The organism is Paenibacillus sp. FSL K6-0108 (assembly GCF_045040695.1).
Classification (GTDB): Bacteria; Bacillota; Bacilli; order Paenibacillales; family Paenibacillaceae; genus Paenibacillus; species Paenibacillus pabuli_B.
Window position 1 is genome coordinate 5,284,821 of the sequence record NZ_CP150288.1, and the last position, 23,950, is coordinate 5,308,770.

At 44.9% G+C, this 23,950-nt stretch carries 31 protein-coding genes and 2 tRNA genes; 10 read left to right on the plus strand and 23 right to left on the minus strand.

Going from position 1 to position 23,950, the window contains the following annotated elements; all coding sequences use genetic code 11:
- The first annotated feature begins 86 nt into the window (after positions 1 to 86).
- On the plus strand, positions 87 to 422 hold the full coding sequence (locus MHB49_RS24025) for a winged helix-turn-helix transcriptional regulator (protein WP_405153268.1): 336 nt from the start codon (positions 87 to 89) through the stop codon (positions 420 to 422).
- Between the two features lie 135 nt (positions 423 to 557).
- Here MHB49_RS24025 and MHB49_RS24030 read toward each other — a convergent pair.
- Positions 558 to 630 (minus strand) — tRNA-Val (locus MHB49_RS24030).
- Between the two features lie 151 nt (positions 631 to 781).
- On the opposite strand from MHB49_RS24030, the gene MHB49_RS24035 reads away from it, so the two are divergent.
- The 3 genes from MHB49_RS24035 to MHB49_RS24045 all read left to right on the plus strand — a co-directional run bounded on the left by MHB49_RS24035 (position 782) and on the right by MHB49_RS24045 (position 2,063).
- Entirely contained in the window at positions 782 to 1,036 is a 255-nt protein-coding gene (locus tag MHB49_RS24035; protein WP_247898460.1) for a hypothetical protein, read from the plus strand.
- A 235-nt stretch (positions 1,037 to 1,271) separates the two neighbouring features.
- Positions 1,272 to 1,715 carry a GNAT family N-acetyltransferase gene (locus MHB49_RS24040; RefSeq protein ID WP_405153269.1) on the plus strand — a complete coding sequence of 148 codons (444 nt, stop codon included), beginning with the start codon at positions 1,272 to 1,274 and terminating at the stop codon, positions 1,713 to 1,715.
- 111 nt (positions 1,716 to 1,826) lie between these two features.
- Positions 1,827 to 2,063: a DUF3892 domain-containing protein gene (locus MHB49_RS24045; protein ID WP_179263880.1), complete on the plus strand. Its 237-nt coding sequence runs from the start codon at positions 1,827 to 1,829 to the stop codon at positions 2,061 to 2,063.
- Between the two features lie 60 nt (positions 2,064 to 2,123).
- On the opposite strand, the gene MHB49_RS24050 is transcribed toward MHB49_RS24045, so the two are convergent.
- The 4 genes from MHB49_RS24050 to MHB49_RS24065 all read right to left on the minus strand — a co-directional run bounded on the left by MHB49_RS24050 (position 2,124) and on the right by MHB49_RS24065 (position 3,489).
- Positions 2,124 to 2,405, minus strand: coding sequence for a hypothetical protein (locus MHB49_RS24050; protein WP_090998354.1), 282 nt, complete (start codon positions 2,403 to 2,405; stop codon positions 2,124 to 2,126).
- Positions 2,399 to 2,611 carry a hypothetical protein gene (locus tag MHB49_RS24055; RefSeq protein WP_405153270.1) on the minus strand — a complete coding sequence of 71 codons (213 nt, stop codon included), beginning with the start codon at positions 2,609 to 2,611 and terminating at the stop codon, positions 2,399 to 2,401. Before MHB49_RS24055 ends, MHB49_RS24050 begins: the two co-directional genes overlap by 7 nt.
- Before the next feature lie 206 nt (positions 2,612 to 2,817).
- Positions 2,818 to 3,138 (minus strand): DUF3889 domain-containing protein, encoded by a 321-nt coding sequence (locus tag MHB49_RS24060; RefSeq protein ID WP_405153271.1) that lies wholly within the window; start codon positions 3,136 to 3,138, stop codon positions 2,818 to 2,820.
- Positions 3,139 to 3,192: 54 nt separating this feature from the next.
- A complete protein-coding gene (locus MHB49_RS24065; RefSeq protein WP_405153272.1) occupies positions 3,193 to 3,489 on the minus strand; it encodes a hypothetical protein in 297 nt (98 codons plus the stop codon).
- A 229-nt stretch (positions 3,490 to 3,718) separates the two neighbouring features.
- Between MHB49_RS24065 and MHB49_RS24070 the strand changes: the two genes are divergently transcribed.
- A complete protein-coding gene (locus tag MHB49_RS24070; RefSeq protein ID WP_405153273.1) occupies positions 3,719 to 4,621 on the plus strand; it encodes a manganese catalase family protein in 903 nt (300 codons plus the stop codon).
- A gap of 105 nt (positions 4,622 to 4,726) precedes the next feature.
- Here MHB49_RS24070 and MHB49_RS24075 read toward each other — a convergent pair whose 3' ends face one another.
- The 4 genes from MHB49_RS24075 to MHB49_RS24090 form a co-directional block, all read right to left on the minus strand.
- Entirely contained in the window at positions 4,727 to 5,017 is a 291-nt protein-coding gene (locus MHB49_RS24075) for an immunity 53 family protein (RefSeq protein WP_405153274.1), read from the minus strand.
- A 25-nt stretch (positions 5,018 to 5,042) separates the two neighbouring features.
- Entirely contained in the window at positions 5,043 to 5,192 is a 150-nt protein-coding gene (locus MHB49_RS24080; RefSeq protein WP_405153275.1) for a DUF5071 domain-containing protein, read from the minus strand.
- 28 nt (positions 5,193 to 5,220) lie between these two features.
- Positions 5,221 to 5,796: a DUF3221 domain-containing protein gene (locus MHB49_RS24085; RefSeq protein ID WP_405153276.1), complete on the minus strand. Its 576-nt coding sequence runs from the start codon at positions 5,794 to 5,796 to the stop codon at positions 5,221 to 5,223.
- A 110-nt stretch (positions 5,797 to 5,906) separates the two neighbouring features.
- A complete protein-coding gene (locus tag MHB49_RS24090; protein ID WP_405153277.1) occupies positions 5,907 to 6,215 on the minus strand; it encodes a hypothetical protein in 309 nt (102 codons plus the stop codon).
- A gap of 155 nt (positions 6,216 to 6,370) precedes the next feature.
- Here MHB49_RS24090 and MHB49_RS24095 point away from each other — a divergent pair, with 155 nt between their 5' ends.
- Positions 6,371 to 6,634, plus strand: a complete 264-nt coding sequence (locus MHB49_RS24095; protein WP_405153278.1) for a hypothetical protein — start codon at positions 6,371 to 6,373, stop codon at positions 6,632 to 6,634.
- 113 nt (positions 6,635 to 6,747) lie between these two features.
- On the opposite strand, the gene MHB49_RS24100 is transcribed toward MHB49_RS24095, so the two are convergent.
- From MHB49_RS24100 to MHB49_RS24115, 4 genes are all read right to left on the minus strand, one after another.
- Positions 6,748 to 8,463 (minus strand): ABC transporter ATP-binding protein, encoded by a 1,716-nt coding sequence (locus tag MHB49_RS24100; protein ID WP_405153279.1) that lies wholly within the window; start codon positions 8,461 to 8,463, stop codon positions 6,748 to 6,750.
- 45 nt (positions 8,464 to 8,508) lie between these two features.
- Positions 8,509 to 9,540 (minus strand): iron ABC transporter permease, encoded by a 1,032-nt coding sequence (locus tag MHB49_RS24105; RefSeq protein ID WP_247898470.1) that lies wholly within the window; start codon positions 9,538 to 9,540, stop codon positions 8,509 to 8,511.
- 2 nt (positions 9,541 to 9,542) lie between these two features.
- On the minus strand, positions 9,543 to 10,598 hold the full coding sequence (locus MHB49_RS24110) for a FecCD family ABC transporter permease (protein WP_405153280.1): 1,056 nt from the start codon (positions 10,596 to 10,598) through the stop codon (positions 9,543 to 9,545).
- A 238-nt stretch (positions 10,599 to 10,836) separates the two neighbouring features.
- Entirely contained in the window at positions 10,837 to 11,574 is a 738-nt protein-coding gene (locus MHB49_RS24115) for a glycerophosphodiester phosphodiesterase (RefSeq protein WP_405153281.1), read from the minus strand.
- Positions 11,575 to 11,793: 219 nt separating this feature from the next.
- Here MHB49_RS24115 and MHB49_RS24120 point away from each other — a divergent pair, with 219 nt between their 5' ends.
- Positions 11,794 to 12,132 (plus strand): hypothetical protein, encoded by a 339-nt coding sequence (locus MHB49_RS24120; RefSeq protein ID WP_405153282.1) that lies wholly within the window; start codon positions 11,794 to 11,796, stop codon positions 12,130 to 12,132.
- A 165-nt stretch (positions 12,133 to 12,297) separates the two neighbouring features.
- Here MHB49_RS24120 and MHB49_RS24125 read toward each other — a convergent pair whose 3' ends face one another.
- The 5 genes from MHB49_RS24125 to MHB49_RS24145 all read right to left on the minus strand — a co-directional run bounded on the left by MHB49_RS24125 (position 12,298) and on the right by MHB49_RS24145 (position 15,860).
- Complete coding sequence (locus MHB49_RS24125) at positions 12,298 to 12,429, minus strand: YjcZ family sporulation protein (protein ID WP_247898474.1); 132 nt, start codon at positions 12,427 to 12,429, stop codon at positions 12,298 to 12,300.
- Positions 12,430 to 12,527: 98 nt separating this feature from the next.
- Positions 12,528 to 13,112: a TIGR00730 family Rossman fold protein gene (locus MHB49_RS24130; RefSeq protein ID WP_247898475.1), complete on the minus strand. Its 585-nt coding sequence runs from the start codon at positions 13,110 to 13,112 to the stop codon at positions 12,528 to 12,530.
- Positions 13,113 to 13,346: 234 nt separating this feature from the next.
- Positions 13,347 to 13,766 (minus strand): hypothetical protein, encoded by a 420-nt coding sequence (locus tag MHB49_RS24135; RefSeq protein ID WP_247898476.1) that lies wholly within the window; start codon positions 13,764 to 13,766, stop codon positions 13,347 to 13,349.
- A gap of 20 nt (positions 13,767 to 13,786) precedes the next feature.
- Entirely contained in the window at positions 13,787 to 14,455 is a 669-nt protein-coding gene (gene ung / locus MHB49_RS24140) for a uracil-DNA glycosylase (protein ID WP_405153283.1), read from the minus strand.
- Between the two features lie 184 nt (positions 14,456 to 14,639).
- Entirely contained in the window at positions 14,640 to 15,860 is a 1,221-nt protein-coding gene (locus MHB49_RS24145) for a MalY/PatB family protein (protein ID WP_405153284.1), read from the minus strand.
- Positions 15,861 to 16,106: 246 nt separating this feature from the next.
- Here MHB49_RS24145 and MHB49_RS24150 point away from each other — a divergent pair, with 246 nt between their 5' ends.
- Positions 16,107 to 16,814 carry a helix-turn-helix domain-containing protein gene (locus MHB49_RS24150; protein WP_247898479.1) on the plus strand — a complete coding sequence of 236 codons (708 nt, stop codon included), beginning with the start codon at positions 16,107 to 16,109 and terminating at the stop codon, positions 16,812 to 16,814.
- A 182-nt stretch (positions 16,815 to 16,996) separates the two neighbouring features.
- Here MHB49_RS24150 and MHB49_RS24155 read toward each other — a convergent pair whose 3' ends face one another.
- The 3 genes from MHB49_RS24155 to MHB49_RS24165 all read right to left on the minus strand — a co-directional run bounded on the left by MHB49_RS24155 (position 16,997) and on the right by MHB49_RS24165 (position 20,968).
- Positions 16,997 to 19,918 carry an insulinase family protein gene (locus MHB49_RS24155; protein ID WP_405153285.1) on the minus strand — a complete coding sequence of 974 codons (2,922 nt, stop codon included), beginning with the start codon at positions 19,916 to 19,918 and terminating at the stop codon, positions 16,997 to 16,999.
- Positions 19,919 to 20,196: 278 nt separating this feature from the next.
- A tRNA-Leu gene (locus tag MHB49_RS24160) sits at positions 20,197 to 20,282 on the minus strand.
- A gap of 236 nt (positions 20,283 to 20,518) precedes the next feature.
- Positions 20,519 to 20,968, minus strand: coding sequence for a hypothetical protein (locus MHB49_RS24165; protein WP_405153286.1), 450 nt, complete (start codon positions 20,966 to 20,968; stop codon positions 20,519 to 20,521).
- A gap of 207 nt (positions 20,969 to 21,175) precedes the next feature.
- Here MHB49_RS24165 and MHB49_RS24170 point away from each other — a divergent pair, with 207 nt between their 5' ends.
- Positions 21,176 to 21,412, plus strand: a complete 237-nt coding sequence (locus MHB49_RS24170; protein ID WP_247898482.1) for a hypothetical protein — start codon at positions 21,176 to 21,178, stop codon at positions 21,410 to 21,412.
- Between the two features lie 179 nt (positions 21,413 to 21,591).
- On the opposite strand, the gene MHB49_RS24175 is transcribed toward MHB49_RS24170, so the two are convergent.
- Complete coding sequence (locus MHB49_RS24175; RefSeq protein WP_405153287.1) at positions 21,592 to 22,074, minus strand: DNA-entry nuclease; 483 nt, start codon at positions 22,072 to 22,074, stop codon at positions 21,592 to 21,594.
- A gap of 108 nt (positions 22,075 to 22,182) precedes the next feature.
- Entirely contained in the window at positions 22,183 to 23,331 is a 1,149-nt protein-coding gene (locus MHB49_RS24180) for a HAMP domain-containing sensor histidine kinase (RefSeq protein WP_247898484.1), read from the minus strand.
- A gap of 298 nt (positions 23,332 to 23,629) precedes the next feature.
- Between MHB49_RS24180 and MHB49_RS24185 the strand changes: the two genes are divergently transcribed.
- Positions 23,630 to 23,818, plus strand: a complete 189-nt coding sequence (locus tag MHB49_RS24185) for a DUF6199 family natural product biosynthesis protein (RefSeq protein ID WP_090901397.1) — start codon at positions 23,630 to 23,632, stop codon at positions 23,816 to 23,818.
- Positions 23,819 to 23,950: the final 132 nt, after the last annotated feature.

Genomic DNA, 23,950 nt, shown 5'->3' on the forward strand with positions numbered 1-23,950 from the left:
TGTTTCATGAGTTATTGTATAGTAGGGTGAAAAAAGAGTATAGTATGCACTTAAAAGGTAGATACTATCTAAAAGGAGAGTGTAATATGGAAACTGCTGAGGAAGTAAACGTTAAACCATTTTCACATGCTATGTCATTGATCGGCGGAAAATGGAAAATGCATATCTTGTTTTGGTTATGGAAAAAGGAAACATTGCGATATGGAGAATTGAAAAGAGCCTTGGGAGGCATTACGCATAAAATGTTAAGCTCTCAGCTGAAAGAATTAGAGGCCGACCAATTGATTATCCGTACAGAGTACCCACAATTACCGCCAAAAGTAGAATACTGTTTGTCTGGTGAAGGATTAACGCTGATGCCTGTGCTGGAGATTCTCTGCGATTGGGGTAAACAGAATCTCGCTGATTTGCAGAAGAGTTAGTGAACGTAGTGCAGCGAAGGATCTGGTGTATTCCTTTTAATTTTTTTGTCCCTCAATTGTCCCCAAAGACTTTCATAATGCCTTGTTCTAATAAACAAAAGAAAAAAGCCCTTGCTGCGCAAGGACTTTTACGTATGATCTGTAGTGGGCTCGAACCACTGACCCCTACCCTGTCAAGATAGTGCTCTCCCAGCTGAGCTAACAGATCATGATATCTAATTGTTTTCCAATCAAGTAACAGTATCATACCAAGTAACCGCGTACATTGTCAATCGTTATATTGGTAATATTTTATTCGAATTGGTGCACAATAAAGGAAAGATTACCAATTACCATTTTGATGACGAGGTGAATTCCATATGAAGAACATGAAAGAACGTAAGCTGCGTTTATTTATAACAGCCAAAAACGTAGCCTGTTTGATTGCGCTTGCCGCATTAATATACATTGCTGTTGGTTGCAGTTTGGAACGGGATGAGCATACGGTACAATTCCAACAATTAAACGAACCCAATGAGGTTAATGATGACCTGCCCGTTTGGCTGGATGTATACTCCAAGTCTGTCGTGCATGACGTTTACTCCCCACATGGCAATATTGAAGTCTTACCCTGAGAAACATTATGTATAGTTCACTCGTCTTCGTCCCACTTTTTGGAATACGCCTTCTTGGTCACATAGTACAACAAAGCAATCATTCCGGCCGACATCAAAAGTGTGATTGTCATCACTCCCGCCATACCCATGGTTCGCACCTCCTCTCCCAGTATGTTCCAGACTTAACTATACAGGAAAAGCATTTTTTTGTATAATTCACTCTGATAGCGTAGAGCAGAAAGAAGGAATGGACTTGGCAGCTGAGATTAGTTATGTAACGACTGAACAACAATTACAGGAAGCATTGAATATCCGCAATCATGTGTTTGTCATCGAGCAGCAGGTTCCTGCTGACATTGAGATTGATCAATATGATGTTATTAGTCCTGATGTACATCATGTATTGTTGCGTACTGATGGACAGGCTGTAGCCACAGGGCGTCTGATCTATTACACCAAGGATACTGCCAAAATGCAGCGTATTGCTGTACTCCAATCTCATCGTTCGTTCGGGTACGGGCGTGTGCTTTTGTTAGCCATGGAAGAACGGGCACGTGAATTGGGATTGGCCTACTCTGTTTTGGACGCACAGTGCCAAGCACAGAAGTTCTATGAGAAGCTCGGGTATGAAGTGATTTCGGAAGAGCCTTTTTATGATGCAGACATTCTGCATGTTCGTATGCAAAAGAGCCTCTAGGCAACCCTGTGCGTGCGATATAAGCCACGTTGTGCATATGTTTTTTATAATCCGGACAGGCTAAAGAGGTAACCAGATTCCTATTTGGTCAGATAAGGAGAGTGTGACATCATGGATCAAACGACACGCGAAAGCTTCACAGCAGTACAAAAAAATGGTGACGGCGATCTGACGGCGTTCCAAACTTCGTCTGGACGTGTGCTGGATTACCAACAAGCATTGGCAGAAGTAAAAGCAGGCGCCATTGCAGGTGTTAACGTCTTTAAGGGCAGAGATGGCGAAATGTACATTCGCGGTGACGCAGACGGCGACCCAACCAATAACCTTGATCAACTTCCTATCTTCTAATAGATGCATTCTGCCTGACAAGGCGCCAATCCGGCAATCCGGGTTGGCGTTTTTTACGTTTTAATATTCGGTAAAATACTTCACGGCATCGCCAGCAGGCTGGCTTTTGCGAATGGGCTGTGGTTCCTGCTCCCATGCTTGCAGAATGAGTATGCCTTCCAATGTAGACTTGTTCTCCCACACAATATGCTGCCTGCGCTCAAGCTCCAGCAGTGACTCATGAATGAACGCCTTGCTTCTCCCCGTTTTGTTCTCCAACTCATCCATTCGTGGCATTCGCCGACGCTGCCCCGCATAGTTAACAATAATACGCAAAATTTTCCGTTCAAAATCATTCAGCATATTTCTTCCTTCCCATCCTTATGGAGTACAGGACGCCATGCCAGAATACCTTGTTCCAGAAATGTTCGGGGTGCTCCCTCTTTCCCTGCGGATGCTCTAATCTTCCCTTCCCTTACGCTGTTGATTCGAATCTGCCGCTGTGTAATATGCCCTGCACGATCCATGTAGACGAGCTCCACCATCTGACCAATATATTTCCCTAGCATAATCATCCCTCCAATAAGAACATGTGTTTGTTTTATTATTATATGCGAACATAAGTTCTTTATTCAACAACTAAAAAAAGGATTTTTTTGAAATAAAAAAACCAGACTTAATCCCTTTTATAGGGAAGTCTGGTTCCTATCCTTTTTGCTGCGCCGTTCAGGCTCAATTCAACCGTTCAGTTTCTAATTGATGGTTATAACTGCTCTTAACGTCGATCCGATTCTATGAATTGTACTTTTTTTAGCTGCTGGGTAGACGGATTAAAATCAACATTCACAAATACAGCAAATTGTTTACCGTCTTTATTACGTACCCATAGCTTAAACTGTTCACGGGATTGGTCTGCGGTTAACGAGGTGCGGCCAATGTGTTTGTAATCCAAAATGTCCACGTTGTACTTGGTTTGCGTTTCTTTCACTGCAATGATTCCCCACTTCGCATAATCCGGAATCGCAGTTGCTGAACTGGTTGATAGTCCACTTAAACTTAGTATCACCGTCATCAGGGCTACGATGAGCATTCTCATATCCTTCACTCCTCAGGGCATTGTTTACGTTAGCCTGCCCTGTAGAAGATTATTTTACACCAGTAGACGAAGGATAAACGTAATCGGTTGCTGGAGCGATTGAACCGTACTGATCGCCATCCTATACCGTTCGATGGGTGAATTGAAGCTTATCCCCCAGTCACCCTCCAATAAAAGATTTCGCGGGGCTGGATTTTCCGGCTTTTCCAAACCGTACTTTTCTGCAAGCTCATCTTTTCGTTGTTGATCCACCTCACTCGGATAATCTGCATATGCTGCCGTAACATCACTGCATCCAAAAACGACAAGCAGCAGGACACCCCATCCCACCATAATCCAACTTTTGCGCACTCTCAGTATCTCCTTCATTAGTTCAGATAATGACACCCATACTTAACTTCATTCGTCCTGATTGTACATAAATAACACGGCATTGGAAATAACAATTGGAGACTCAATTACATACGCCTTAAGCCTCATTTGCAAAATTATGGGTTTAGCGTATCCGATAATCGTGTAATAGGCCATGACAGCATCACTTCATTATTCTGAGCAATCATTTCGAGGAGGTTATACCCGAATGTTCAAACGTATGGATGAAATCGCAATTGAAATCCCCAATGTCGAGAAACCGGACCCGAATGCAGCGGCAGCGATACAAGAGCTACTGGGTGGTAAATTCGGAGAGATGTCAACGTTGAACAATTACCTCTATCAATCGTTTAATTTTCGCTCCAAAGAAAAATTGAAACCCTTCTACGATCTGGTGATGAGTATCACCGCCGAAGAATTGGGTCATGTGGAGCTTGTGTCTCACGGCATTAACAAATGCCTCAGGGGTTCCACTGAGTACAAGGAGCCTGACGATACACCGCTTGGTTCCGTGAAAGATGCACGCCTGTCCTATCATTTCCTCGCTGGTGCACAGGGAGCCATGCCTTTCGACTCCATGGGCAATCCATGGACAGGCGCCAATGTCTTCAACAGTGGAAATCTGGTCGAAGATCTGCTGCATAACTTTTTTCTTGAATGCGGAGCACGCACTCATAAGATGAAAGTTTATGAAATGACCGATCACCCTGCAGCCCGGGCAGTTGTCGGCTATTTGCTGGTGCGCGGCGGCGTGCATGTGGTCGCTTATGCCAAAGCGCTTGAAATCGCAACCGGAGTGAATGTAACCAAATTGGTGCCGATTCCATCCCTGAGCAACAAATCCTTTAACGAGGCGTGGAAATACGAAGAAAAAGGCCTGCACACCAAGCTGTATACCTATAGTGATAAAGACTTTACTGCGATCAGTCAGATCTGGAAAGGGACACACCCTGAAGATGGACAACCGTTGGAAGTCATTCAAGGTGTACCTGAAGGGTACCCGATTCCCGAAGCTCCCGCGGTGGAAGAAGAATTCGCCCCAGGCATTTCGCAGGAAGACTTCCAGGAAATTGCACGTCGTCTGAAGATGGCGGGGAATATTGCGGACTGATCTTTCAGAATTGCATTAATAACCCAAAAAGATCCCAAGGCAAATCCATTATAGGATTCCTTGGGATCTGCTATTTTAATTCATATTTTCTCAACAATATTTCTCTCATTCCTCAGTGGCCCATTGTTTAAAACAGATCAGTATTTCCTCTAAATTCCCCGCACCTCCTGCCCCATGAAATACTCCATCTTCCACTTTACAGTAATACCAATTCTGTTCATCTTTCTCGATTTCTTTTAAATCAAAACACTTATATTCTAACTTCGTTTCAACTAAGTTGATCTCAACATACCAACCCGGATTATCAACCGTTTCGATCTTCACACCATAGCTATGCTCCCAATCTCCGTTACAGTTTTGCTTATACCAAGTCTGAAGCCATTTTAGTGTGTCCAATGTATCCACCTCTTTTTTTGAAACATTATTTTGTAAAGAAAGCACACCACATAAGCTCAGGAACAATATCTCTCAACTGTTCATTACTTAACTCACTTAGTTTACGCACGGCATCAAAATCATGCTTGTCGCGGGGAAGCCATTCCCTAACATCCATACCCATCTCCTCTTTCATCCAACAATAACATCCTGCATTCTTACTCCTATTCCCCCACTGGCTCTATGTCTTCTATTCTCACTTCAATCTCATCCTGAGTATCCGTCGTAGACATGGCATCTCGCATACGAATGGTCCATGTTCCCGTACCCTGATCAAAAGCGACATTTTCAATCACGGGAATAAGTACTTGCTCTCCATCAGATGAGTACAATCCAGCCCGAACGGCATCCGCCTCACTCATATGAGCACCATCCGGGGTGGCTGAGCAAGATACAACAATTGTTTCCGCTCTGGCTTGTCCGGGGTAAGGCTGGTTTTCGGGGCTGCCATCCGTCCAGATTTCAACGTAAGAGCCGACGTGTGGATCAGTTGCATTGGAGAACCATTTGGCCGGATAATACCGATCCGCTCCCCCATTGGCACTGAAATTTTTATATTTAGGGTTAACAACAAGTATGGAATCCTCCTTGCGGTCAACCACATAACCAACGAAGCCTTCTGCTTTTTGTGCATTCGCTTGGACATCTGTCTCACATTCGTTTTGCCCAGTAACCGTACAACCTGTAAGACATAATATCAAGATCGAGAATGAACCAAACAGCATTCGAAGATTCCACATATGTAACGCCCCCCCTATTTACTTCTTCACTCTCTTTTTGACGTTGTCTTCAGGGTGATTGTTGCATGCATAGTACGTTTAACATCATTGTAAAATCAACAGAGTCAACTTCATTTATTTCTCTTGTACCAGTACCTTCCCCATATAATCGATGTCACACATAACAAAATTGCACAATAACCCCAGGTAAAAAATAAAGCCAGTCCCAGGCCGATGTTGGCTCCAATATAATCTCCACGTAACTCCGTATATAATGCATAACCCAATGGTAAGCTACCCACCATAAAAAGTCCGATGAACCACCCGCCCCAACGTTTGAACACAGACCCCCCTCTATCTTTGGGATTCTTTTGCAAGCCTTGAGCCAGCATAAACAGCAATAAAATCAATACCAGCCAAGTGATGAAAATATAGAACATAGCGATAGTCTCCTCTCTTCACTTTCTTCTATTTTTGTACGCCTGTTTGTCTATTGTACTACCACCCCGCTTTCGATAAACTGATCAAATTCAAACTAAATTGATAATTGTTATCATTATCCAATAAGTAACCATATGCGGGAGGAACAAAAACGATGAAAGCAACACGCAAGTTCGGTACCCTTATACTCATGATTACCCTGATTGGTGCGCTGTTATCAGCCTGTGGAAGCAAAACTGAGCCATCGACCGCTGAAATAGAATCAGGTGAATCTACCTCCTCAACTCAAGCGCAGTCCGAACAAAGTGAAACTAAGAGTTATACCGACTCCCTGGGTCACACGATAGAGATTCCAGTCAACGCGAAACGTATTATTTTCACAGGCAGTGATACCGCCAACATTCACAACATGATATGAAAAAGTACAAAAAGACGCCTTCATCTTACTCAGCACCATGAGTAGACGAAGGCGTTACTTTTTTCATTCCTACACGACTTTCTTATATTTCGTTCACAAACATTCGGTTACGTTCAGGCACCGAACTGTGCATAATGCAGACGGCTGTATACACCACCTGCTTGAAGCAACTCCTCATGTCTGCCCTGCTCCGTAATTCCCTGCTCGGCAACAACAATAATGCGATCCGCATTTTTGATGGTGGCCAATCGGTGAGCAATAACCAACGTAGTCCGTCCTTCAGACAATTCAGCAAGGGATTGCTGAATCGCTGCTTCTGTCTCGGTATCCAGTGCAGATGTTGCTTCGTCCAAAATGAGAATCGGTGGATTCTTCAGGAACATTCGTGCAATGGACAAGCGCTGTTTCTGTCCACCAGACAGCTTCACGCCGCGTTCACCAATTAACGTATCCAAGCCTTCCGGCATGGAATTGATCAGTGTTTCCATCTGGGCACGGCGAGCGGCCATCCAGATGTCCTCTTCGGTTGCATCCAGCTTGCCGTATGCAATATTCTCACGAATGGTTCCATCGAACAGGAACACATCCTGTTGAACAATTCCGATCTGGCTGCGCAATGAATCCAGCGTCATGTTCTGAATCTCCTGACCATCAATCGTGATGCGACCTTCCAGCACATCATAGAAACGAGGCAGCAGACTGCACAACGTAGTTTTCCCTGCACCCGATGGTCCAACCAGGGCCACCGTTTCACCAGCCTGGATATTCAGATCAATTCCTTTGAGAACAGGCTCCTGATCCGAATAGCCAAACGTCACTTGTTCATAACGGATATCGCCACGCAAGTGGGATACCTTAACGGCACCCGAACGATCTTTCACATCCGGCTCCATATCGAGCAATTCCGTATAACGTTTGAAACCCGCAATCCCTTTAGGATACGTCTCAATGACGGAGTTGATCTTCTGGATCGGCGTGAGGAACACATTGGACAACATAATAAATGCAATAAATTGACCGTAGCTCATACTGCCGTTAATGACAAACCATGTGCCGCATACCAGTACAAAGAGGGAAACCAGCTTCATCAACATATAGCTAATGGATGAGTTCCAGGCCATAATTTTGTACGCGATCAGTTTGGTCTGACGGAAACGGCTGTTGTTTACAGCAAATTGAGCTTTTTCATGCTCTTCATTGGCAAAAGCCTGAACAACGCGAATACCACTTACATTGTTTTCTACACGTGCGTTGAAATCTGCTATATCCCCGAACATTCGACTGAATGCCTTGGACATTTTGCTGCCAAAATACAGCGATAGATAAATAATGAGCGGCACAATGATAAATGTTAACACCGCCAGATTTCCGTTAATGCTCATCATGATGCTGAATGCACCGACCAAAGTCATGACCGCAATAAATACATCCTCCGGACCATGATGGGCAATTTCGCCGATATCCATCAGGTCATTGGTCATACGAGAGACCAGATGCCCGGTTTTCGTATTGTCAAAGAAACGGAACGATAGCTTCTGTACATGATTAAAAAGAGCTTTACGCATATCGGTCTCAATGTTAATCCCCAACTTGTGTCCCCAGTATGTAACAACAAAGTTAAGGAACGAGTTTAACAGATAGATCGCGAGCAGCGCGAGACATGCCCATAATATCCAGTCCCAGCGTCCCCCAGGCAAGAGGTCATCCACGACTCTATTGACTGCCAGCGGGAAGGCCAGTTCCAGCAGAGCTACGAAAATGGCGCAGCTAAAGTCCAGAATGAACAGCTTTTTGTAAGGCCTGTAGTAGGCAAAGAAACGGCGAAGCATGGGATGAAGCCCCTCCTTATAACAACCATTCAACATGATTGCTTTCTATTTCGTTTTACTCATGAGATACAGGAAATATGGGGCACCAATAATAGCAACCAGAATACCTGCCGGAATCTCCGAAGGCTGCAAAATGACACGTCCCAGTGTATCTGCAACAAGCACAAGCAATGATCCGACCAGTGCGGATGCAGGCAAAAGGAACTGATGTTTTGGCCCCACGAGACGACGTGCCAGATGTGGACCGATCAGACCCACAAAACCAATGCCTCCACTGACGGATACGCATGATCCGGCCAGTCCCACCGCAGCAGCGAGCAGGATCAGTCTTTCACGCTCCACCGGCGCGCCGAGACCGCTGGCTGTTTGATCACCGAGATTCAGTACATTGAGCACACGTGCTTTATATACAACAAGCGGCACAAGAACAATGAGAAACGGCAGCAACGCCGTTACGAATTTCCAGTTGGAGCCCCAGATGCTACCTGCCATCCAGGTCGCCACAAATTGATATTTCTCCGGACTGAGCCGAAGTGTAAGCACGATCATGGCCGAGCTGATTCCTGCCGCTACCCCAATCCCTGTAAGCAGCATACGCGTAGGCATGAGTCCTTCTCCCTTTTTATAGGAGAGCACATATATTAGAAATGCCGCAAACGTTGCCCCAATCAGGGCCAGAATCGGAAGCAAGAATACCGGAGCCGCCGTCGTTGTCGGGAAGAAGGAAACAAACAACATAACAACCAGCCCGGCTCCGGCGTTAATGCCGAGAATACCTGGATCAGCCAGAGGATTTCGGGATACCCCCTGCAGAATACAACCGGATAGGGCAAGTCCCGCACCGACCAGAACCGAAATGACGATACGTGGCAAACGGAATTCAAACAGGATCAGTTCCTGCTTAGCCGTCCCGCCACCAAAAAGGGTACGCATCACTTCAAGTGGAGAAAGCCGAGTGAACCCTGTATTCATACTGATAATAAAAGCCGTAATAATCAACGCACCAAGCACAATCATGACAATGGTGCTTTTAGTTCTCTTCTTGCGTTCTGCTCCAACCAAAGTTGAGGATTCCATCGTTACAGAGCCCTCCTTTCTTTACGCGCCAGATAGAGGAAGAAAGGTACCCCGATTAGAGCAACCAGAGCGCCAATTGGCGTCTCGTATGGCGGGTTAATCATACGTGCAGCCAAATCCGCAAATACAAGCAGAAGACTGCCCATTACTGCGGAGCATGGAATAATCCAGCGATAATCGACCCCAACCAATTTACGTGTGAGGTGGGGAATGATCAGTCCTACAAAACCAACAGCACCAACCACGGATACGGCTGTACCTGCCAGGATCAGTACAACAATCAGACCAATCAACTTAATCAATCCAGTACGTTGCCCCAGTCCAACGGCGATGTCTTCTCCCAAGCTAAGCAGCGTAATGGAACGGGAGATAAGAAGCCCTGCAATAAGTGCAGCCAAAACCCAAGGGAACATGACTTCCAGCTGGGACCACTTCGTTCCGGCTACACCGCCAGCTGTCCAGAAGGCAAGATCTTGTCCAATTTTGAAATACAGCGCAATTCCTTCACTCAGCGCGGCCAACATCGCAGATACTGCCGCCCCTGCAAGAACAAGCCGAAGAGGTGTAAGTCCGGATTTGGACGCTGCACCGAAACCATAGACCAGCAGGACCCCAAGTCCTGCTCCCAGGAAGGAGTACATAATGATATACATATATGATATGCCCGGGAAAAAGGCAAAGCAGATAGCTAGCGCAAATCCTGCGCCGGCATTCAGTCCGAGCAAACCGGAATCTGCCAGCGGGTTACGGGTCATGCCCTGCATAATGGCACCGGCTACTGCGAAGCAGGCACCGACCATCGCTCCGCCAAGAATACGCGGTAACCGAATCTCCCATATGATCTGATGCGGAGTCAGTTCAGGATTAAAGTTAAAAATGGCCTCCCATACAACGCCCAACTTGATATCTGCGGCCCCAAACGAAATGGACAATGCCATACCGAGCGCGAGCAGCAGAATCCCCCCGGTCAGGATTAATGTGGCAGCCCAGGGACGAGTGTGTATTTTGGCTGTCGGTGATTCTGTAGGTTGACTTGCCGATGAAACTTTCGAACTCATATGCCCCCACCCTTGTTATGAGTGGTGTAGACAGATCCTATGTACATAACAATCACCTCTCTATTCATTCCAAAGCTTATAATGATATTGATTATCATTCCCATAAATCATTGTATGTCAACTAACGTTCTCTGGCAATGGACAAATGGGACAAGTTTATTGCATAAAGGAATTTTTGTACTAAAAAAGCTGCATGGAGTATAAGAACTCCATACAGCACCTTGGTCTTTATTATGAATTAATGACTAGGTACAGCCATCAATGCTGCCAGTACATCAGGCACATCGGTAATGATTCCCCGTACACCCATGTCGATCAGCTTCTGCATTTCAGCAGGATCATTCACTGTAAACGGATGTGTTGCTATTCCCTGAGCCAGTGCAGCAGCAACTTCTTCTTGTGTTACAGCCAGCTTGTACGGATGCAGAGCGGAGGCTTCCAGTTTGGCAGCATAATCATATGGACGGTACAGCTTTTCCATATATAGAAGTGCTGTGCGAATTTCGGGGGCAAGACGTTTGCACCTCACTAACGAGGCATGATTGAAGCTGGATAGAATCACCTGTTGTTCTATACCCCAATCCCGAATCGCTTGGATCAACTTTTCTTCCATTCCCTTATAGCTAACAATACCATTTTTCAATTCCAAGTTAAGTAGGATGTCTTTCCCTCGAACCAGATCGAATAATTCATCCAAAGATGGAATGCGTTCACCAGCAAAATCAGTATGGAACCAAGCTCCTGCGTCCAGAGTACGCAATTCTTCAAACGATTTATCCTTGACCCAGCCTTCTGCTCCGGCAGTGCGGGTTAACGTCTCATCATGGATCAGTACCAGTCTACCATCACTAGACAGCTGGACATCTGTTTCAATGCCTGTCGCTCCAAGCTGCAAACTACGTTCAAACGCAACCATTGTATTCTCGGGACATACGGCAGATGCTCCCCTATGGGCGATATTTTCAATTCTTTTCATTCCAGCGCCTCCTGACGTTCATCATGGACTCTATGATTCTCACTATACACACAGTTTGTCATACCTGTATTAACAGAACGTTTAATTGAATACTCTGTCCGTGTATAGGCAACATCTTGGAAGGCTGGGGATTCACTCATTTTGTGAACTCATCTGTAAAGCAAACATAATATAGTATCAGTCATAGACAACTGCACTCCGCTGTAAGGAGGTCGCCCATTGAAACCCCTAACGACAAAGAAAACCGTATCTTCCAAATCATCCTCCAAAAAAGTCCCTTTGACCCGCATTTCCGTGAAAAACAGGCCGGGCCGACCCGGCAGTAGATCCAGAACTTCTCCCGGATCACGACAACACATGATACGGGCGTCTGTTCGAGGGTTAGCTGTGCCTGACAAAACGAGCAATCAATCCTCTGTTTCTGAAATACAACACGGTCTGGATCAATTGGCCTTTATCGCGGCTATTCTGGCTCTTATTGCTGCGGCAATCGGGCTGTATATTGCCTGGAAAACACTCAGTTTGCCTGGTGGTGGTGGTGCGGAGGTAACCGTTTGACCTCCGTATCACCTCTGTCTCTTTTATTGAGGCAGAGTTTTTTTACAGACAGAAAAAAACCGTTCCCCTGAGACGTCGACCGTACCGACGTCTCTTTGGAAAGGCCATTTCTTTAACGGGCATTGCCCCGGCAATGATATCATGCCCCGGAATGGCTGATCGAAATTACACTATGAATGTACGAGAAATGATAACGAGCAGGATGAACAATACCAGAATTGCGCCAGTTGATGTCCATGCTCCACCGCCAAAGCCGCCGTATCCGTAACCGTATCCTGTGCCTTTGATTTCGCTCATGAGTGACACTCCCTTCTATTAAGAAAGTACACTATAGACTATGCCCGGGGAGGGAACTTGCTTGGGCGCATCGGAAAGTTTTCCGCTGGAGCGGGTAGTTATTTATCATGAAGCTGTGACCACTTCTGGGTCAACTGTACCGGAATATAGGATGACATCCGGTTCAACAGTTCCGCCGGATCAGATTCCAGACTCCATAGACTGAGATGTGAAGTATTGGAGAATCCTTCATGCACGCTGTGCTCAACCATTTTCATCAACGGCTCATAATATCCGTTCACATTTAACAAACCGACGGGTTTACGATGAATGCCGATTTGTGCCCAGCAAAGAACCTCGAATAATTCCTCAAATGTCCCCATGCCACCAGGAAGAGCTACAAAGCCATCGGATAACTGGGCCATCGTTGCCTTGCGTTCATGCATCGTCCCCACTTCAATCAACTGCGTAAGACCACCATGTACGACTTCTCCACGAAATAAGCCAGTCGGCATGACACCAATTACTTCTCCACCCTGCTCCAGAGCAGCATCCGCGACCGCACCCATTAATCCCATACATGAACCGCCATAGACAAGTGCGTACCCACGATCGGCAATCTGTTGACCCAATTTAATTGCCTGCTGTGTGTAATCGGGGTGATTTCCCGGGTTGGAGCCTGCAAAAACACATATACGTTTCAATGGGTTTCACTCCTTCTCATGGTCTATTTCATTAGTGTATAACATGAATGTAAATACTATGTTACCTCACTCATCATACACAAGTGAACAAAAAAACACCCGACCGTTTGCAGCCGGCCGGGCTTCCATATTTAGTACACATCATTTAGAAGGGGTTGTTATACTGTTTACTATAAAGGCCGAACATTAAATCCATATGATCTTTGCATGAAATGAATATTAAATTCAGTGGACCTATCGTATTCCACGTCGTGAGCGCACCACAAACATATGCTTGTCCTTACGAAGAATCCGGCCGTCTGCAAGCTCAACCTGATCATCATCATGGCGTATAATCGTTGTGGATAATGCTACAATTTTGGCCCGACGCCAAATCATAACCTGTGATTTAAAATAGATAGCATTTTCAAACTGTACGGCCTTTTTCATCACATATCCGACCCTATGCACCTCGGAACGCGCTTTTTTCAAAGGAAGGCTCTCTTCAGGCAGAGGCCGGATCATTGCGATATTGTCGAACGATACCTTGATTCGCTTTGGTCCGATTCGTACACAATCCGCTTCTTCATCCCACTCGACCAGCGTTCCTTTCAGTGGCTCTCGTATGCCGGTTGCGCGATATACGGCTACTTTCCGTCCTACCCAATGTCGCAATGCCTTCACCCCCCGTTTTTCTAGTTTTCCGGTATCGTCCAATCAATCGGTTCAATACCTTTGGAGGTCATGAATTCATTGGCTTTGGAAAAAGGACGACTGCCCAGGAAGCCACGATGCGCTGCAAGTGGACTTGGATGCGTAGATTCCAACACCAGGTGTTTGTCCCGGTTAATGAATGCCCCTTTCTTCTGAGCATGGCTGCCCCAAAGCATAAATACCATCGGTTCGGAACGTTCATTCAACGCCCGGATTACAGCGTCTGTAAACGTCTGCCATCCCAGTCCCTGATGGGAGTTCGGCTGCCCTTCTCGTACCGTCAGAACCGCATTAAGCAACAGCACACCCTGCTCTGCCCAATGAACCAGCGATCCGTGATTCGGAATCGGCAGACCCAGATCCGCGTGGAGCTCCTTATATATATTTTTCAAAGAAGGAGGAATGCGCACCCCCGGTCTGACCGAGAAACTTAATCCTTGAGCCTGACCCGCTCCGTGATAAGGGTCCTGACCGATAATAACGGCCTTGACACTATGATACGGGGTCAATTTTAGAGCCGAGAACAAATCTTCCTTCGGTGGAAAGATGGTCTGTGTTTTATACTCTGCGGCGAGTGCATAACGAATATTGTTGAAATACTCCGCTTCAGTCTCTTCCTTGAGCACAGTGTCCCAGTCGTTATCAAACATATGTATAGGCTCCTTTCCCTGATGAATACATATCCGTGCAGCCCACATAACGGACTGCCACCTGCGAGAGCCGTCTTCTGCGCGACTCATAGACTATCCACCATTTTAACATAACCGGGGACAGCAGACCAGAAGTGTACACCAGGGGATAGGATAGCCTGTCTAACTAATCTTACTTCAGAAATCAAACTTGAACGGGTACCACCTCATCTTTGTTGACCAACACGGTACTTATTCTTCTGAGCCCTTCTTCAAGAACCGAACGCGGACATGCCAGGTTCAGGCGGATACATCCGCCCCCATTAGCTACAAACATATGACCATCTTCAAGCAATACCCCCGCTTGTTCAGCGAAAAATAAGGGCAGGTTTACATTTTTGGGGACGTATGCCGTGATATCAATCCATGCCAGATACGTAGCATCCGGAATATGAAAGACCGCCTGTGGCAGATAGCGTTTCACATATTGGTCCACAAAAGCAAAGTTATCATCGAGATACGTTTTCAACTGTTTCAGCCATTCGTCACCATGTTCGTAAGCAGCTTGAGTCGCAGCAATGCTCAGCGGATTTTTGAACCCATAATGGCGGGTTTGCCAGATCGTTCGAAGTCCTTCATTTGCAATAATGACGTTGGAGAACATGAGGCCCGCCATGTTGAACGTTTTGCTCGGCGACATACAGGTAACGATTCGATCTGTACCTGGAAACAGCTTGGCAAGAGGCGTATGCTTCTTCCCTGTACGCAGCAAGTCACAATGAATTTCATCCGAGATGATCCACACGTTATGATTCAGACAGATCTCGCCCACACGTTGTAACTCTTCTGTTGACCAGATACGTCCAGACGGGTTATGCGGATTGCAAAAAATACACAGCGTGACTTGTTCATCACTGGCTTTGGCTTCAAAATCTGCAAAGTTTATCGAATAATGTCCCTGCTCATTGATCAGATCTGAGCAAACCAGTTCAAGCTGATTATGCTCCGCAGCCGATTTGAAAAAACCATAGGAGGGCGTCACAATCAGCACCTTCTCATTCGGTTTGCAAATGTATTCAACCAATTCATATAGAGCAGGAATGATCCCATGTGATGTCTCCAAATGTTCCTTGGGAAAAGACCAATTGTAGTAACGCTCCATCCAGTTGGAGACAGCTTCGTAATATGCCGGATCGAACACCTGAGAGTACCCCATGATTTTCCGGTCAAGACGCTCCTTGACTGCTTCGCGTATTTCGGGAGGCGTGGCAAACTCCATATCTGCAATCCACATGCGAATAAATTCTTCATCCTTAAAGGGAAATTTCATATCTTCTGTTGCGTTAAAAATATATTGACGGAAACCATCTGTATTCATGGCATTGGTTCCTGTACGATCAATAATCTCATCAAAATCATACTTCATAGCCTTCTGCGCCTCTTTCTTTCGTTTTCCATCCTGGGATGAGGTTCTGTTAATGACATTATTTCATGGCTCAGAAGGTACATCAAACGCAATATAATCTATTTAGAAGAAACAAATCCCTCTAAATGTTTCATTATAATAGGTGTTTTCATGAAAAAAGTGTTATATTTTTCGTAGAAATTAATTTCACTACTGGGTTTCACCTTTTCTTATATTCTTAAGAAACTTAACAGAAGGAGATCCGATATGAACACCATCAACAAAGAAGTGGGCAAGAAAATCCGTAATTTTCGCAAATGGAAAGGATTGACGGTTCAGCAGCTGGCGGATCGGATTCACAAAAGCAAAGCTACGCTGTCCAAATATGAGAGTGGTGATATTACGCTTGATGTGGTCACGCTGCATCAAATTGCCGATTCATTGAACATTCAGGTGGAGCAGCTGCTGTATATTGAGCCTAAGCAAGCATCCCCCCTTCTGAATACTGTTCCGTCCAGCTTTTTCAAAAATTCCACGCGGTTTTATTCGTACTTTTATGACGGGCGCAACAACAGCCTTATCCGTTGTGTCATTGATATGATGGCGCAGTCGGACGCCAATCGTTATCGAACCGTAATGTATATGAACGTCAAAAATTTTGAGAATTATCAGGAATGCGAAAATATGTATTGGGGTCACACCGAGCATTATGACACACTCACCACGCTGATTCTGAAAAATCAGGCCACACCGCTGGAGAACCTGTATATTAACATTCTGGCCTCTTTTCAGGAGTCCGAGAAAAAGTGGGGGTTGATGGCAGGCGTTTCCTTCCGCCCCTTCATGCCTATCGCCTTGAAAATGTTATTCTCGCGCACGCCTTTGCCTGAAAATCCGGAGTTATATAACGAGCTGAAAATTTCAAAAGAAGATCTGCGCACGTTAAAGATCTATAATATGCTCGCCGTTACCTAAACCTTCATATTAAGCCGGATTAGTCAGATTGAATTGAATTGAAAAGAAACCCCTGAAACAAGAAAAGGGCTGCTTTTATAAGCTATTAAAGCTCATAAAAGCGCCCTTTGGGATTTAAATATGTCTGTCTTGCTGCTGCCAAGCATTCTGCATTAGCATGGTTGTATCCTTCAACTCAAGGATTAGTTTTTGATCAAATCAAGGGTTTCGTCAAATAATTGCTTCTGGTCCTCAATCTTGTTTTCATTACCGATAACACAGCGTTGCTGCTGTTCCAGTATGGCAGAAATCAGTTCCGCAAAATCTATGATGTCACTCTCTGTGGTGCCCAGTACTTCATCCCGTTCTTTCTGAAGATCGGCTTCAGTAATATTAGACAGATAACATTCCAGAGAGAATGATCCTTCGCCATGAGGCGTTCTGGGCGTATCCAGGTCCTGAATGGCACCAATGATATATCTCGTCATTTCCCGTGTATCTGCTTTGAAGTCCTTCAAGTATTGTGGCATCTCTTCATAAACTTTGTATGTTTTTTCGAGATTCGGGTCGCGGTACGACGCTACATAGCTGTCTCCATTGCGTCTGAAGCCTGACATGCAGCCGTATGCCCCGCCCTTTGCCCTGATGTTGTTCCACAAGTAATCCAGGGAGAGAATCCCTTGCAAGACACGGAGCGAGCCGGTGTACGAATACCCTTTATCGATAAAATTGCCTGTTTGAACGACATATTGAACTTCAGATGGTGATCTGAATCCTTCTTTATGTGATACAGGTGTGAATGCCGCTTTCTCTTTGGCAACATCTTGAGTGAACAACTTCGCTTTCAAATCGGATACCTGCTTCTCCAGGTCCGCATATCCCTGATCATCCGCAGTGTAACTTACCAGCAGGTTTTCCGGTCTGAAAATAAAGCCAGTCAACGATTGGAGGCTGGTCGACAACTCTTCTTTTCTTGCCTCAAAGTTCGCCTGAAGCTCCTCAAGCCACTGGTAAAAGGCGATGCCGCTAACCGCTTCCCGGAAGTCTGCAACAGCAGAGTGTTTGGAGGTAGATCGGCCAATTCCTGCCGAATGCCCTCCGCTGATCAGATTACGCTGCAGGTTCCCCTTCAACTGGGAGATAATCTCGTATAAACGCTTCGAGTCATCAAATTTGGAGGTAAACACAATTTCTTTGATCATGTCAAAAGCAAATCCCAGTTTGTCATACAACACTTTGGCGTTGAATTCATACATAGCCTTGAAATCACGGTGCTCATGTGCGTTTGCATACGTACCGATTCCACTATGAATGCCCCCGGAATGAATATGAATTTCATTCGACAATTCATTAAATGAGAAATTTTGAGTATCCACGTAACCGAGCACACTTTTCAGCAATCCAACATACGGCAGCAAACGGCGTGGGACTTCCTTAATGTCGAACAACAGTCTTAGATAACCGATTCCATTGGTATAGATGTTATGGTGCAGGATGGTTGTACCTTCGACCTGATTTACCGTCTGATAGAGTGTGGATGCTTTCGGTTCAATATCCTCTATCGACAACGTCGGAATCACCTGTTGTTGTTCCTTGGTTGAAGGTGCATTCTGGTACTCAGCGAGAGCCTCGGTTCTCTGAATGAGCTGCTGAATCTCTTCCTGGCTCAATCCCGCCTGAACTGATTTCAGATGCGCTTTCAGAGCTTCCTCTTTGCGTGCGTTCAATCCTTTATCCGGCGTGACGGCAACGAAAGAAGTATGTGTATTTTTCAGTAAATACGTATCAATCAACTTCTCAAAGTAACCCTCGGTCATCTTCGTTCTCAGCTCGGCGAATACATCATTTGCTTCCAAATGAGTAAATGGAGCATCGACATCATACAGCCAGCTTTGCAATGAGGAGAAGCCATAGATTAATCCTTTGGGCATTCTTCCATAATCCGCTTCCCGGTGGTTGAATTCATAGGAATTAATGCCTGCGAGCAGCGCTTTTGGATCAAAGCCTTCTTTCACAACACGCTCCAGCACCTCTTTTACCGTTCCCAGGAAATCGTCCTTGCTCGCCAGATTGCTCTTCTTCAATCCAACGGTGAACACAGGCTGATAGAGGCTGTCATCATACGTGCCATATACATCCTTCGCAATGCTCTTATCCAGCAAGGCCTGCTTTAGAACCGCTCCCGGAGCGTTAAGCAGTGCGTACAGCAAAATTTGAAACGAGATGTTTAATTCCTTGTCCAGACTTGTTCCAATGACCGCATTATAGGTCAAAAAGCTGTTATCCACTTCGGATTCGGTACTTCCGGCAGAATATGTTTTGACTGCGTCCACTCTTTCTCCGAATACAGGTTGAAGCTGAATGGCAGAATCAATCTCAATCCGGTCATAATCATTCAGATAATTCTCATCTAACCACTGCAATTTCTCTTCCATATCCATATCCCCATACAAATAAATGAAGCTGTTGGACGGATGATAGTATCTGGAGTGGAAATCCAGCAAGCCTTGATAGGTCAGATCGGGAATGGCATCGGGAAATCCGCCTGATTCACAGGAATATGTAGTATCCGGGAAAAGTGAATTCAGAACTTCTCTACGCACAATCCGTTCCGGGGAAGAAAAAGCACCCTTCATCTCGTTATATACAACGCCATTATAGGTTAACTCATCTTCAGCTGAAGTCAGGTTGTAATTCCAACCCTCCTGCAAAAATATTTTTTCATTATCATAAATATTCGTGTGGAGTACCGCATCCAGATAAATATCCATCAGGTTATGAAAATCATGATCATTCCGGCTTGCAATCGGATAGATCGTTTTATCGGGATATGTCATCGCATTCAGAAAAGTATTAAGAGAACCCTTCAGCAATTCAACGAAGGAATCCTTGGCCGGAAATTTCTTGGAGCCACACAAAACGGAATGTTCCAGAATGTGAGCTACACCTGTATTGTCTTCAGGAGGAGTACGGAAACCGATACTGAATACTTTGTTGTCGTCCTGATTGGACAAAAGTACAATTTTGGCTCCGGATTTCTGGTGTTCCAGCAGATACGCATCTGACTTCAACTCTTCGATTCTGCGTTCCTGCAGCACCTTATAGGGCTTAAGCTGTTTCAACATGGGTCGAGTCCTCCGTCCATAAAATCGTTTATTTTGATTCGCATCCTTGAGTTCTTCAAGTTCAAAGATAAGGTAATTTATGCCTACGAATAGTATACACCATCGTTCCTGGTAATTCATAATGAGCAGCCCCACAGGTGACATCTGATATGTATTATCGTTTTTTAATGTTTATGAGCCTAAATGGCAGAGCAGAGAATTATAAAAAATAAAATTTCCAAAAAAAAAGATCGCATGAACAACTTGTTTAACAAGTGTCATGCGATCTTTTCTTAAGATGCCGAGGACCGGGATCGAACCGGTACGGTAGTCACCTACCGCAGGATTTTAAGTCCTGTGCGTCTGCCAATTCCGCCACCCCGGCATGGGTATGTATTTCTTGGCGACAAGAAATATCTTACCATGAAATTTATAACTTTGCAATACCTTAAATCAAATAATCCAAAAAAAATGAAACAGGCACTGCTCGCGTTAGCCAGCAGTGCCTAGAAAGTTCGAGTTGCGGTCCCGAACTTTCTTTAAACCATCTATATTAAGGGAGGTGTGAAATAAGAATACCTCCCCAACATTAAAGAAACCTAAAATCAGCCTTAAATTAAACTAAAAAAGTAAAATAGGACGAATTCGGTCTGCCTCTTCCTCGCTGCACTCCACAACTACGAGGATATGACCCTGCATCAGCCAATCTTCATAGTAATTAGCATCTTCTTCAGCAACCCCCGCCTCTGTCAAAGTAAGCACCAGATCATCCGTCTCACTTCCAATCTCGTTACCTGCGAGTTTGCGTACTGCCTTTCCAATGGACATCGTCTGATCCATCCGCTTGCCCAGACCAGCAAGCACCCCTTTTAGTACCCCAAGTGCGCCATCTGTTCCTGCCCCCTTCAGAGGCATAGGCAAACCCGTCTTCTCACTTACCATTTCGAGATTGACCTGTTCTTTGGCTACCGCTCCTAAATATTTATCAGCTATGCCTTCCTCTTGCAATTTATTCAGCATGATAATGGCTTCATTCACCGTGCGTACAAGCCCGATCAGCAATTGTGTCATTAACGTTTCCTCCCTTTTACCCTATATATAACCCTGGTTGCTTCTTCAAAAACGTATAGTACATCATAAGTCCTTTCACCTATGTAAAATATTATTTCTGATCTGGAAATCTATACCTAGTTCTGATAGACTAGATAAAGAAGACAAATTAACCATTGAAATTATTGACATATCGAATTAATAATCCATAACCAGGAGCAATGACATATGAAAAAAGAGGTAGAAATTGCCATTCGGCGCAATCAACAAATCATCGTTCGTAATACAAGCGGGCAAACGGTAACCGGATTTCCGGAACGTACAGCTGACGCTTCCATTCTTTCCTTACGGACAGTCCATGGAAGCCTGTGGATTCCATTTGATGAAGTGGAACAAGTCACACGTTTGTTAAGCATTCGCTCTCACCATTTAAGTGGAATGCAGTTGTGTACCGCTGATCTGTAGACAGGAAACAGGACTCTTTATGTATTTTATACGTGAACTAGACGTGTTTATTTCACCCTCCATACAACAAAACCAGACGCATAGACGTCTGGTTTTTCTTTTGCCATTACTCGATGCCACGCCCTTTTAAGCCCAATCGCATTTCCGTATCAAAGAAATTTTTTATCCATATCCCGTCGCTATTTCACCACAAACTTTACACGTGTCCCATCCGGATATGTACTAAGTTGGTTTCCCACCCATGAGCCTGCACCACGATTGTCTTTGGGACTAATATATTGAATGTCCGCACCCGCTCCGCCTTCCGCACACATCGCCATCGGCCATTCATCCCGATCTTTCCCCTTTTTGACCGGCACCCCTTTGAGCGACAAATCCCGATTACTCTCAGCTCCACTGCGATCAATGGTACATACATCCGAATGTCCTGCCTTGATCGCCGTCTTGATATGATTGGCCGTTTCAGGATATCGTTCTGCCGGGAATGTGATGGTATGATCCACACTGCGGTTGCTTCCCCCGAATGGGGATGGTATATCCAAGGACCATTCTCCCCCAACCCAAGCATAGAGAGCTACCATTACCATGGCCACCAGCGTCAATATCTGCTTTTTAAATCGTTGTTTACTCTTGCTCTTTCTGCTTCTGCGTCTTTTACTCATGCTGTTTCTCCCCCATTCAACACTTGCATTATATCAGAACGCCAGTTCGCTAAACAATATAAAAGCATAAAAAAACAGCCGGTATTTTCCCGACTGTTCCGCATAAGACTATCCCACGTTCGGAATCGCCTGTTGTCGAAGTAAAGGTAAAGTAACCTCAAACCTCGTGCCTTTTCCCTCGATACTCTCCACCGAAATATGACCATCCATCAATTCGAGCAACTCTTTGCAGATCGTGAGCCCCAATCCGCTGCCGCCAAACTTGCGTGCATGAGATACATCCGTCTGAGTGAATGCTTCGAACAATTCAGTAATCTTACTCTCAGGAATTCCAATTCCAGTGTCGCTTACCGTAAATACTAACGTAACTGTGTCCCCCCGCTTTTCATGAACATCCATTAGCAATTGCACTTCACCTTGTTCCGTGAATTTAATCGCGTTGCTAAGCAGGTTATCCAACACTTGCCGAAGACGAAGAGGATCACCCGTGAGTACATCAGGAATGGCGAGATCCGCATGACAGAGCAAGCGAATTTGTTTATTTACAGCCGCGGGTTCATGCGTTTTAATAATCTGTTGAATAAGCTTCAAAGGCTGAAACTCAATTTGCTCCACTTTCATTTTCCCTCTGCCCAGCTTGGCCATATCAAGACTATTGTTGATAATGTTCAGAAGGGCTTCACCCGACTGGCGCGCAAGCTCCAGATATTCTTCCTGCTCCTCACTGTTTTCACCCATGCTAACAAGTTCAATCATCCCCATAATCCCGTTCAGGGGCGTGCGAAGTTCATGGTTAAGCTTCCCAATAAACTCCAGCTGTCCTCTTCTATTCAATTCTGTCATCGAAGCTGCCATACGCAACTGCTGCTCGGCATATTTCCGCTCCGAAATATCATATTGAATTCCTACAAAAAATAGACATTCTCCGGATTCATCGAAAATAGGATCAATATTCAGTTCATTCCAGAACTTCTGTCCATGCTTCGTATAATTCAAAATCTCTGCCTTGATCGACTGCTTCTTTTTCAATGCTTCCCGAATATGCTGTACAGTTTCCGGGTCCGTATCCGGCCCCTGCAGAAACCGACAATTCTGTCCATTCGACTCTTCCGCACTATATCCGGTTAATTGAGTAAAATATTCATTTACATATATTAGCGGAAAATCAGGCAAGGTGGCATCGACTACGGTAACGGAAGATTTAATTTTGGAGATGATAAATTCCCATTGTATAGCGAGCTGATTATATTTAGTCATGCTTCCTCCTTCATCTCACCAAAACTTTATTGTATTCACGCTTTTTAATGAAGCTAGCGATAACCTGATGGTATGTGTATATATAAAAACAATATAATTAATTGTAACATAGTTATTCAAGTCATGTGTTCCTTGGGTAATATCTGATAAATACATTCACAAACTTATCATCTCATCTGGAGGTCACTCATGAAATTTTTATTAATCGTCATTATTATTATTTTGATTGTTTTCTTCTTCACGAGACGTAAACGTTAATTTTGAGTCCGTCATGTACAATGAGGAAGGAAGATCGGGTATGAGAACCCTCTTTTTTATATTCATGACACTTTGTATCATTAATTTGTGCTTCCCGAAATTTGGCTGGTACCTGCGTTATGGCTGGATTTCCCGGGGAGAGGCTGAGCCCAGCAGACCGTATATGGCTATGACCAGAATGACCAGTCTGTTGATGCTTCTTATTGCTTTTTCGCTCGTTGTGGCTTGAATTATAGAAACCAAAAAGACAGTTGTCCGCTGGGACAGCTGTTTTTTTGCTGCTTTAATGACGGGAAAATGACAACTTTGTTTGTGGTGCGTTTGCAACGATCCACGTAAAATATAATTATCGTTGTGGAAA